The sequence below is a fragment of the Bacteroides sp. LFL-34 genome, assembly GCF_027257075.1.
GTDB classification, from domain to species: domain Bacteria; phylum Bacteroidota; class Bacteroidia; order Bacteroidales; family Bacteroidaceae; genus Bacteroides; species Bacteroides ovatus.
Map to the genome: position 1 here is coordinate 1 of NZ_JAPQKZ010000007.1, position 12504 is coordinate 12504.

Below are 12504 nucleotides of genomic sequence, written 5' to 3' on the forward strand. Positions count from 1 at the left end.
GCCATCAGGCAGCATTGGTCTATTGAAAATAATCTTCATTGGCAACTGGATGTTACCTTTCGAGAAGACTACAGTAAAAAGGTGAAAAATGCAGCCAGAAACTTTTCGGTGGCAACAAAGATGGCACTTACCATACTAAAGAATGAAAAAACAACAAAAGGAAGCATGAATCTGAAAAGACTAAAAGCCGGATGGGATGAAAAATATTTGTCACAACTTTTACAGGAAAATAATTTTTAATGCGTCTGCCCTGTAGCAGGAAGAAATGGCAATGAGTAAGGGAAAACAGTAAGATATAAGGTGAATGATACACAGGAAAGCAGTAAACAATAGGAAGTTGATTAATAAACAACATAAGGAAAGGAATAATCGTAAGTCCGGCGAGAGTTCGGGAAAAGCTGCAGCCATCATGCATGAGAAATAAGCAAAACAGATAAAAGGAGTATGAGAATAAGAGGAAAAATGAGTTGAAACCGATGAGAAATGCAGCTTTTTTAAGGATAAATGATGGAAATACTATGAGAAATACCACTTTACAGTTTATTTTTCATAGCATTATATTATTGATTTACAAACAAATACCATACAACTTATGAGAACATGAGAAATGAAAATGAAAAATCATTTGCAGGAGAACTTGAATTCAACGAAAGGTTATTTTTTAGGAAAGAGCAAAAAAGAAAGAGATAAATCAGGAATCCGGCCGAATCCATATACCGTATACCGACCGAGCAAAATTCCTTTTCAGTTGTTATTCATATATATCATAGTATACACAATAAAAGTCAATATCATGGAGAAGAATATTTTTCAGTTAGATAATGAGCAACTCAAAGAAATTGCCCGTTCATTCAAAGCAAAAGTAGAAGAGGGATTGAACACTGAAAATGCAGAGATACAATGCATTCCAACTTTTATCACTCCGAAAGCAAGTAGTATTAATGGTAAATCGTTAGTGCTTGATTTGGGAGGAACCAATTATCGGGTGGCAATCGTTGACTTCAGTAAAGTTCCTCCAACTATTCACCCCAACAATGGTTGGAAGAAAGACATGTCGGTTATGAAATCTCCCGGCTATACCCGCGAGGAATTATTCAAAGAATTGGCAGACATGATTACCGGAATAAAACGGGAAAAAGAAATGCCAATCGGATATTGCTTTTCTTATCCGACAGAGTCTGTGCCAAGCGGAGATGCAAAACTCTTACGCTGGACAAAAGGAGTTGACATAAAAGAGATGATCGGAGAAGTGGTAGGGAAGCCTTTATTGGATTATCTAAACGAAAGAAATAAAATCAAGTTTACGAATATAAAAGTACTTAATGACACCGTAGCCAGTTTATTCGCAGGACTTACCGACAGCAGTTACGATGCATATATAGGTCTGATTGTGGGAACAGGTACCAATATGGCTACTTTTATTCCGGCTGACAAAATTAAGAAGTTAAGTCCGTCACATAAGGTTGATGGCTTGATTCCCGTTAATCTGGAGTCAGGGAACTTCCATCCACCATTCCTCACCGCAGTAGATAATACGGTAGATGTAATCTCCGACAATCCGGGAAGACAACGTTTCGAGAAAGCTGTATCCGGCATGTACTTGGGAGACATTCTAAAAGCGACTTTCCCTCTGGAAGAATTTGAAGAAAAATTCGATGCACAAAAGCTTACCTCTATCATGAACTATCCCGATATTTATAAAGAAGTGTATGTGCAGGTAGCACAGTGGATATATGGCAGATCAGCGCAATTGGTTGCAGCTTCACTTACAGGGCTTATCATGTTGCTAAAGTCATACAATAAGGAGATAAGGAGAATTTGCCTGGTTGCCGAAGGAAGTCTTTTCTGGAGCAAGAACAGAAAAGATAAAAACTATAATATGATTGTCATGGAGAAATTACGGGAACTCTTCAGTTTATTTGGTTTGGAAGACGTAGAGATCGACATAAAAAGTATGAATAATGCCAATCTGATAGGAACAGGTATTGCGGCATTATCCTGACACGTTCTAATTTGTCATTGCATGGCAGGTCTTCAATCAACCTGTTCATAAAAATTCGATGCTGTATCAAATTTACTGAACAGCATCGAACCTATTTCAAACTTATCAAATCCGGTTCAATATTTAGATAGAATATAGAACCTAAAGTAGCTATTATTTGATCTTCAGTGCAAAACCGCCTCCGGGTGCCAAATGAATCTTCAACTTACTGTCATTCTTTATCCGGAAAGATTCACATTTATAATCACGTCCAACCCGGTGGGCATTCACTCCATCTTTAAATAATGTAGCATCGTATGTCTTGTCGCCCAAGAAGGAACAATCGACTTCAATGTCACGTGCCGTCCAATCGGTAATTCCACCTACATACCAGACATTTCCTGCCCGGCGTGCCGTTACGATGTACTCTCCCATTTTACCATCAAGCACGATACTTTCATCCCATACGGTCGGAATATTGGCAATAAATTCGGTCGATTCCGGTTCGCGCATATAGTTGCTTGGCGCATCGCACAGCATATTGAAAGGAGACTCGAATACCACATACAGAGCAAGTTGGCGACAGCGAGTTCCCTGGCTCATAGGTTCCGAGTTACAAGGATAATAGTTACCTTTCGAAGCATTACGCATCGCGCCTTGGGTGTAATCCATCGGACCAGAAACCTGACGGGTGAAAGGCAACAGTACGTCATACTTCACCTGATCGACCGAAGCCGGACTCCATTTCATCTGTTCCAAGCCATTAACCCCTTCAAAGTTCAACACATTCGGATAGGTACGATTCAAGCCGGCCGGTTTATGCGTTCCATGCAAATCGAGAATCAATTTATATTTAGCACACGTTTCGGCAGCCCGATAATTGAATGCTGTCATATACTGATCGTCACGATCCATAAAATCGACCTTAAAGCCTTTGACTCCCATGTCGGCAAAATAACGGCAAACGTTCTCCATATCACGATCGAAGGCATAATAACCAGCCCAAAGAATGATACCTACATTTTTGGAAGCTGCATAATCTACCAGTTCTTTCAGATTAATATCTTTCACTACTTGCATCAAATCCGCCTGCAGGTTGACTGCCCAACCTTCATCAAGGATTACATATTCTATTCCGTTTGCAGAAGCGAAATCAATATATGCTTTATAAGTCGGATTATTTACTCCGGTGATAAAATCAACGCCATCCAAGTTCCAGTTATTCCACCAATCCCATGCCACTTTACCGGGCTTGATCCATGAAATATCCGTCAGACGGGAAGGAGCAGCCAACAAATAGCTCAAGTTGCTTGCCGCCAAATCTTTATCGGAAGTGGTAACAATGCTCATTCGCCATGGAAAACTTCGGGGGTTATCTACTTTGGCAATGTAAGCTTCACGCTCTTTCACCAACATCTGAAGTTGATTGTGTCCGCCCTGCACCGTCTTCTTGGGATAAGGAGCGAATTGACCCGTCAACCGTTTTTCCCCTTCAGCAGCAGATAAATAGAGACCGGGATAATTCTCCAAACCGGATTCTGTGATACAAATCTTGACACCTTCACCAGCATCCACTACTAACGGCAGAAACATCAAACGTTTTTTATTCAGTTTCGATAATCGATCAGTAGTATAAGTGTTCTCGAAAGAATTGAAATATTGGGATTCGTAATCACCATCTTTCCCCGCTTTTACATACGGAACAGAGGCTACCATATCGGACGGGAAACGGTAATCTACAGTTTCATCCACTACATTGAAAGGTTTCTTCGACCGGCTGACAAAGCGATATGCAATACCATCATTGTAAGCACGAAACTCTACGTTCCAATCTTTCTTAAACCGGAGAGTCAGTTCATTATAGTAATCTCTTAGTTCGTTGGCGCGATAGAAAGGAGAAGGAATCATCTGATCTACTTTTTTCCCGGAAGTGCCGGCCAACTTTGCTTTCTCTCCCCAAACTTCTCCATTCTCCAATGTCATTGAAATTGGAGAAGAAGCCAGTATCTGACGTCCGTCACAATGGATGTCATAAGTCAACTTATCACCGACGGTAATAGTTGTTTGGAGTTTCCCATCCGGAGAATTCAAGGTAAATTGTTTTTGTGCTTGTACCGTAAGCGTACATGCGACAACACATAGAAATAATAAAATCTTCAGTTTTTTCATGGTTTTAATTATAGTAGTTATCAAATCATAAGAAGAATGATGCAAAAATAAAATAATATATGGTAGTAACCTATATGAAAACTAAAAAACAGAAATGAAAAATGAATACGGGATTCTATCTTTTTCCTGTCTGAGATTTTATGCAATCGACTTCTTCCTGTTGAAAAGGTACTCCGTTAGAACGATAAATATCATGGAACCATAACTCCGGCTCTTCTCCCGACGGAATCACTTCATCCCAGGCAAAAATAGTATTTGTCTTTCCTGCAACAAATCCCCAATTAATAGCTCCGGTCTTTTCTTTTTTCATCAGAGGAAGAACATTGCAAAAACGGCTGTCATTGCGGCGGGCCATATATTCGGTACAGATCAACGGACGGTTAAGCATCTTTAGAAATTTGATGCACTCGGCATGCCGTGCCTCATTATCGTAATTATGATAAGAGATAATGTCCGAATGATTCAGCATAAATGCATTCAGAACATTCTTGCGGGAAGAATTATAGTCCCAGATACCGGCAGTAATCGGTTGTGACGGTTTACAGTCGCGTACCCAGCGAAAAACATTGGTCAATAAAGACAAAGAGGTTTCCTCGTGTTTACTATTTCCGGGTTCATTATACAAATCCCACATCAATATCCGATCATCATGAGCGTAAGTGCGTACAATATCTTTGATATACTCTTGTAGAAAAGGATACAAAGTCAGCGTATCCTTGCGCAAGCTGCATGAAGGGTCCTGTACCCATCCGGAATTATGAACTCCCGGCTTCGGCTCCGGTTGTTTGCCATAAGCCGACTCTGGATTCCAACAATCATCAAAGAACACAAACATAGGACGGATTGAATACTTCCGACAAATATTCAAGAATTCATCCACACGTTTTTTCATTCCTGTTGCATCATTTTGCCATACAACACTGCTCAAGAAAACGCGTAAGGTATTAAAGCCCAGTTCATGTGCCCATGAAAGTTCTTTGTCTATCTGCTCAGAATCGAAAGTAACCGCACTCCACATTTCTATCTGATTGATTGCCGTTGCCGGAATATAATTGCAACCTACCAACCAAGGCTGATTGTCATACCATTCCTGTATCTTCTCTTCCGACCAACGGCTGTTGTTTGAAGAATTAGAATCCTGTGTACAGGCGCATACACATATCCCAAAAAAGAATAAAAACACAACATTAACACACCATTTATTTTTCATGCTATTTCAATTGATTAATATATAAATCTATTTGTTCATTTTTTATCTTAAGATCAAACAAAGAGAGTAAACCCGTAAAGGGTATAAAAGACCAAATTCTTTATCTTCATTTTTCCTGTTAGCTGATTATTTATGCCTGTTGTCTGATTTTTCTTTCCACACCACTACTCCCGCAGCTTCGAGGCGTGCACTGCCGATCAGTATCTCCGCCTTGTCGAGAATGGCTATTTCCTGAACGTCCGATGTATAATTTAAAGCGATGTAAAAACCGTCGCGCCATTCTTTCACTACTCCGTACGGCAGATCTTCGGTCGATACTCCTGCTTCCGTATATACACGACGCACTACCTCTTTTTCTAGTTTGCCGTCATCGGTATCCGTTCCGATATAAGTGACCGTTCCTTTACCCAGTTTGCGGTGTATCACGGAAGCAGCTCCCTTATAGAACTGGTCTGTATAGACAGCCCACACATCTGTTCCGGCAGCCGGTGTCAGTACGTCTCCCCAATTATTCCAGGCAAATTCCTTACCCTCGAAATCGATCTTTCCGTACAGATTGTGGGGCAGATGGTCATAATACAGGCTATTTATTCCGGCTAGTTGATGAATCGGAGCAGCCAAAGGAGCCTCCCACAGTTTGGCGTCACGGTCTTTCTGACCGGTACGGCAAGTCAGGATCAGATGTCCTCCCTTCTTCACATATTCAGTCCAACGTTCCACCAGCTTGTTGTCAAGCAACTGATAGGCAGGAGCTATCAAGAAAGGATAACCGGAAAAATCCTCTTTCTCCGAAATCACGTCTACCGGAGCTGCAAAAGATTTTAGCAGATTGTAATATTTATGCACGTGAGCCATCGTCCGCCATTGATCCGTCTGCCGCTGAAACTCCATTTCCCAATAATTACTCATATCGAAAAGTAAACCAATACGCCGGGAGGCCAGTTGACCGGGCATACGATTTTTCTTATCGTAGGCGGCACGCAGTTTTTTCATCTCCTGCGTAATGCGTACATATTCTTCACCGCCCGGAGAAAGAGTTACTCCATCAGTCATTATCATACCGTAATGATATTGCTCACTGCCTTTCAGAGGTTGACGGAAACGGTAATTGCATACGAATTTCCCACCACCTGCAAAGACGTGATACACCCACATACGGATGGCACCGGGTAAAGGTTGGGGGTTATACACTCCCCAGTTCACCTGCCCGGGTTGGAGTTCCATAACTCCAAAGGCTTTACCTACGCGATTACGGAACTGGTCGTTTGAGAAACCGAGATCTTCCGGAATACCCATCCGGAAACCCTGGCTGCCTATTCCCTGATTATGTCCGGTCACCAGATAGCGGGTGTAGGTCAGGAAGTCCGGATGATCGATCCGTACCGGATCGACCGGATTGAAAATAGGTATCAGGTTGGTAGTGATCCATTGGTCTTTGTGGATATGCCGCCGAAGGATGTCTGCCTGCATATTGACAAAGCCTGCCAGTTCATCCGCCATAAAGCGGTTCAAATCGAGCATGGCGTGAGGATTGGCCTTATCAGGTACTTCCTGCTGGTTGGGAAGGCGAACCTGCTCGAAGTTCTGATAGGTTTCACTCCAGAAAGAGGCACCCCAGGTATCATTCAGTTTGTCAATAGTGCCGTATTTCTTCTGTAACCAGATACGGAATTTGGCTTGTGCATTTTCACTGTAATCTACCACCCCGTAGTGTCCCGGTTCATTGTCAATCTGCCAGCCGATAACAGTGGGATTATTGCCATAATGTATTGCCAGGCGGGAAACGATATTTTCTACATAATGACGGTAGCGATCGCTACTCCAGGAAGCGTGCTGACGTCGTCCGTGTTGAATAGTCACTCCATTATCCCGTTGAATCAGTATGTCGGAATATTTTTTCGACAGCCAGACGGGAGGCGTGGGGGTAGGTGTACACATGATTACTTTCAGACCATACTTCTCCGCCAGAGAGACTGCACGATCCAGCCATTCAAAATGATATTCTCCCTCTTCCGGTTCCATCATAGACCAGGCGAACTCTGCAAAATGGGTGAATTTGATGCCCATTTCCGACATTTTCTTCAAATCACGCTCCCATTGGGAGGAATCCCATTGCTCGGGATAATAGTAAGAGCCCAAAGCAAACAACTCTTCCGGAGGAAAAGACTTATCGACCGGAGACTGGGAAAAGGATGATAATGAAAACAATAAAGTTAAGACAAATAGGAAATTCTTCATGAATATTATTTTTAGAATCTATATAATAAGACATTTCTGAAAGAAAAAGCCACATTGCTATTTGTATAAAGAGGTCGTGTTTCGGTGAAACCCGGCCTCTTTATCTTATGTAACACTAATACCTATGTCAGACTATTATCTCTTTGTAAACGTACAGGTATTTGTATTCATATCCAGTTTGACATGATATATACCGGCTCTGAAATTATTTCCCGGTCCAAAGTTCTCTGTTTCCTTCCATTGATCTCCATCCCAATAACCGCCCCGGGCTATTAAATCACCTTCAGATACGATGGTCACATCAAACGAAGTAATTTCATTATTCCAACCTTTTCTTTTATAAAATCTGAACATGAAATCGTTGTTCAGAAGGAGGTTAGTTTCATATACACGATCTCCGGTCTTCACACAACAAATAAAGTCTTTTGGATTATCCCATCCCCAATTTCCAATGTCATCGGGAAGGAGTCCGCTGATTCTAGGATGGCCGAAGGCAGCTCCAGTTATCCATACTGTTTCCGGGAATTCCGTATCGGTCGTTTTCTCTACATATATAAGTTCTCTATCCTTATTATATGAAATCCGATACTTACCGTCCGGAGCGTTAAACTTATATTGTCCATTTTCATTCGTAAAGTATTCCGGTTGAAGCATATAGTCCAGATAACTAAATCCTTCGAAATCGACCACTTGTCCTTTCGTGAGGTTTAACTCTACAGCGGTATAGCTTGGATTAGTAGATTGAGTCAGTTCCGTACCATTTATTTTATAAGATTCCGGTCCAAGTTGTCCTTCATCCACCTTATCAATAAACATACATATATTCTTATTCAAATCTATCCGGACACGATATACTCCCGGTGTGAAATCCGGTCCGGCTACAAAATCACCGGTAAAATGTCCGCCACCAGTGCCACCTGTTACCGGATCACTGTAATACCATCCCTTACCCAATAAATTAACAGGTTGCGTATTGACAATAGTACTAGCCAGTTCACCTCCCCAAGGACGTTGTTTGTAGAATTTAAACTGGAAATCTTTAACCAGATAAAGGGTGGTTTCAAAAATATTGTCTGCTACCTTCACACACTGGAATGCATCACTCGGCAAGTTGAAAGTCCATGCACCGACAGTCACCCGTCCGGCTTGAGGATGTCCGAAACTGGATCCGCAAACCCATAACCCATCCGGATAATTTACCGAGCGGTTTTCCAGATATGTCAGTTTGTTTATCGGATCATAATACAATTTATAGTTTCCGTCTACTCCTATAAATGTAGCTTTATCTTTTGTTATGTTTTCAAAGAAATCCGGTTGAAGCATCTTTCTCACATCACCAAAATTGCTGAAAGTCACTTCATCACCTTTATGAAGTTCCAAAGCAATGCCCAGAAAAGATGAAGCCTCTTCTAATATACCCATTTCCTGACCGTTAACTAGGAAAGATTGTTCTTGAATATTCTCATCTTTCGCTTCAAAAGCACAAGTGTTATTGTTCAAATCGAGCGTGATAAGATAAACTCCGGGTTGGAACAGCGGTCCCGGAATAAAATCTCCTCCCGTCTTTCCGGCAACCAAGAAAGGGGTAGTTAGAGTGATATTATCTTCGGGAAGAGTAGTGATCTCATTGTCTCCCTCTCCCCAGCCTCTATGCTTGAAAAACTTAAATGAGAAGTTATTAGCCAGATAGAGAGTCAGTTGAAAAACATTGTCGGCACTTTTATAACAATAAAGCACATTGTTAGGTCCGTCCATACTCCAACCGCTTGTGGTAACCAGCCTCGCTTGAGGATGTCCCCAGTTGGCTCCGCAGAACCATAATCCGTCCGGATAGGTCGCCCCGGCTTTTTCTATGTACAAAAGCTCATTAGCAGGATCATAAAGCACACTATAATCAGCCGTCTCTCCTTTGAAACGGGCCTTATTTTCGGACACATATTCAAAGTAATCCGGTGAAAGAATGGATTCTATTTCGTCAATCCCCGAAAACTCGACTTCCTGTCCTTTGTCCAGATGAAGCTTTTTTCCCTGAAAATTAGAGTAAATCTCTTCATCCAACACTTGACCTCCTACAGAAAGAGGAGAGGCAAGTTTCCATTCCGGCCATTGATCCCATTTCTGTACGTCATCACTGCAAGATGCCGTTAACAGCAACAGAAGGACCGTATATATATAATATTTCATAATGCAGTCATATTAAGATTATACATTTATTTTTTATATGCTTTCAGCAGAGCTTGATAAACTGTTTCGTTCACCTTCACAATACAGCCGTGTCGTGCGCCGGGTCTGTCCGTACCATCCTTTACATTAGGTCCGGAGAAAGTACGTTCTTTCCATGGCCCGTCCATAGAGGTCGACTGAAACAAATGATACCCATAAGGTTTGGCTGCATAAGATTCCGCATAAATAAACCAACCGCTATGATTCGGCCGTTCGATAAAAATAGGTGCTTCACGCATCATATCATTCGGAGTGACAGGTGCTCCCGGATTGGTATAGGGACCAGTCAGATTGGAAGAGGTGGCAATACGGACTGTTTTCCCTGTTTCCGGAGCAACAGCCGGATCGCGTTCGTCTTTCATAATCGCATAATAAACACCGTTTACTTTACGGATAATAGCATCGATAATAGCCATATTCTCATCCGTACCGGTAAAATTGAATAATTTCTGTGGTTCCGTATAGGTCTCGAAATCCTTTGTCAACACATAGAGAGTGCGCATACTGTCCCAATCGTCCTTATCCGGGTCGTTGCAGGCATGCCAGCTTATAATGTACTGTTCGCTATCCTTGTCATAAAACATTTTGGGTGCTCCCCAATAATAGGTAGTATAGAATCCCTGTGCATTACTACGATTAAAAATCATTTCATTCAACTGGGTAGATGTCCATGTCACCAGATTTTCCGAACGCCACAAAGCCAGCGGATTGACTGCAATCATATAGAAAGCTCCATCATGTCCCTGACAAATATCAGGATGTCCAATGTAAGCGCTATTGATGATCCGGCCTTTATTCAGTGTTTCCCAGTTGATGCCATCCCGGGAAACAGCATAATATAACTTTCCATAATTTGCATTAGTCATGTGGGCGAACAAATATCCGCCATCAGTTTCCACCGGAATTTCTTCTCTGCCTGTTTCTGCATCATCCGAACACGACCAACTCATTAAAGACAATAATAGACCAATTATATAGTAACTCATACGTTTCATATCTTTTATTCAGTTAATAGGTTTAATTTATACTTTGTTGCGCTTTGCTCTTATCCTCCGCCCAACCCGGACGTTCCCAAGTCTGCTTCAGCTCTTTTCCATAAGAAATGGCCTGTTCGACTGCATAGTTAGGAATCGGCATGTATTGATGCGTCGGCATTATGCCTTTCGCCTTATACATTTCTTGCGCGTATTTATTAAAACGGATCAAGTCAATCTTTCGATTACCTTCATAGAAAAATTCATGTCCCCGCTCTATCAGAATAGCGTTTAAAAAAGCGTCTTTTGTATTGGTTGTCACGCTCGGCAAGTCCGACAGCCCGGCTCTTTTCCTCACCTGATTCACCGCATTTATAGCAGCTACGGAAGGTACAGTTCCTGTTTTACGCACTTCTGCCTCTGCATACATCAATAATACATCGGCCCATCTTGCCAAAGGAATATCGGTACCCTGGAAAGTAGTCATCGTTTCCTGCGGGAATTTATTTATAATATATCCGTTCCATCTCACCCCCAGATTATCTTTGTTGATAACGACACCATTCTTGTCCTTATAACTGGTTACAATGGTTTTCAGACGACCGTCGTTGCTTTCGAAAGCATCGTAGTATTTCTTGTCCATACTGAAAGCCTGCATCCATCCACCTCCCATCGGGAAAGGAGCCTCTTTTGCCACATCGGAAGGTAAAGCCCACATCAGGAAAGGGTTCGCATTTCCATGTTTCGGATTACCATCGGCAGTCGGACTACAACTGACAGCCATAATGATCTCTTTATTGAATTTATTGGCATTCTTAAACAGGTCAACGTATGGGGTACTTCCAGTTTTAAACAAATCATATTTACCCGTATTGAGTTCATTATACATATCCATCGCTCTCTGATAATAGCCTTCCATGTGTTCACCCTCGTTCAGACAGTGTTTCATCAGGCAGAAACGGGCATAGTCACGCGTATAGCGTCCCAAATCCGGAGCTGTTTCGGGAGCGTTCTTTGCGGCAAATTCCAAATCATCCGTAATCCATTGAGTCATTTCGTCCAAAGAAGGACGCACGGTATTCGATAACGCTTCCGGATCAATTACTTTTTCGGGGTCTAGGATGACCGGTACAGGACCGTAAACATGTAACAGAAAGTACATCATCAATCCACGACACAGACGTGCTTCTCCAAGCAGGTTATTCTTTTTTTCTTCTGTAAGAGCAGTCAGGGGAGCTTTCTCCAAAGTTCCAATCACTTCAGTCATACGGGTTATTTGAGCCGTTTTCGGAAAATGGTTGAGGTTACTGTTATCTTCCACATTTCCGCGCCAATAATAAAAACAATTACTATAATCTCCTAAACTAAAACGTCTCCAGTCCGCTCCTACCGTCGCTGCATATGCACATATATCAGAAGTAGAATCAAACATACGCACCACTCCGCCTGACGGAATATGAATGCCATGTTGCAAACCGCCCGAACCCATATCATACGTCCAAACTGTGGTGTATGGCAAGTAGCAAATCATCATATAGGAAACATACTCCTGCTCTGTAGAAGGATATTCTCCCTGCAACAAAGCTCCATAAATATAAGGATCAAAATTATTCTCACAACTACCGAATAATAGTTGCAAGGAAACAAGCATCGGTAAAAAAATCTTCTTTTTCATACGACATAATTTGTTAGATTTCATAGCTTGAAGT

Annotated in this window: 8 protein-coding genes; 2 read left to right on the forward strand and 6 right to left on the reverse strand. The window is 41.9% G+C overall.

All coding sequences use genetic code 11. From position 1 onward, the window contains the following. Together N5O98_RS05585 and N5O98_RS05590 are read left to right on the forward strand one after the other, a co-directional pair. Positions 1-240 (forward strand): transposase (locus tag N5O98_RS05585; protein ID WP_442864632.1); only part of this gene is annotated, 240 nt, incomplete at its 5' end. 553 nt (positions 241-793) lie between these two features. Next, on the forward strand, positions 794-2002 hold the full coding sequence (locus N5O98_RS05590) for a hexokinase (RefSeq protein ID WP_004307069.1): 1209 nt from the start codon (positions 794-796) through the stop codon (positions 2000-2002). Positions 2003-2155: 153 nt separating this feature from the next. Here N5O98_RS05590 and N5O98_RS05595 read toward each other — a convergent pair whose 3' ends face one another. From N5O98_RS05595 to N5O98_RS05620, 6 genes are all read right to left on the reverse strand, one after another. Next, entirely contained in the window at positions 2156-4150 is a 1995-nt protein-coding gene (locus N5O98_RS05595; RefSeq protein ID WP_061448170.1) for a glycoside hydrolase family 97 protein, read from the reverse strand. A 115-nt stretch (positions 4151-4265) separates the two neighbouring features. Next, a complete protein-coding gene (locus tag N5O98_RS05600) occupies positions 4266-5360 on the reverse strand; it encodes a cellulase family glycosylhydrolase (protein WP_061448171.1) in 1095 nt (364 codons plus the stop codon). 126 nt (positions 5361-5486) lie between these two features. Then, entirely contained in the window at positions 5487-7598 is a 2112-nt protein-coding gene (locus N5O98_RS05605) for a beta-galactosidase (protein WP_008774532.1), read from the reverse strand. Between the two features lie 135 nt (positions 7599-7733). Continuing rightward, the gene (locus tag N5O98_RS05610) at positions 7734-9782 is read right to left on the reverse strand and encodes a DUF5125 domain-containing protein (protein WP_061448172.1); all 2049 of its coding nucleotides are present in this window, start codon (positions 9780-9782) and stop codon (positions 7734-7736) included. Positions 9783-9808: 26 nt separating this feature from the next. Next, a complete protein-coding gene (locus N5O98_RS05615; protein WP_004310635.1) occupies positions 9809-10807 on the reverse strand; it encodes a family 43 glycosylhydrolase in 999 nt (332 codons plus the stop codon). A 31-nt stretch (positions 10808-10838) separates the two neighbouring features. Further along, positions 10839-12494, reverse strand: a complete 1656-nt coding sequence (locus N5O98_RS05620) for a RagB/SusD family nutrient uptake outer membrane protein (protein WP_061448173.1) — start codon at positions 12492-12494, stop codon at positions 10839-10841. Between the last annotated feature and the right edge of the window lie 10 nt (positions 12495-12504).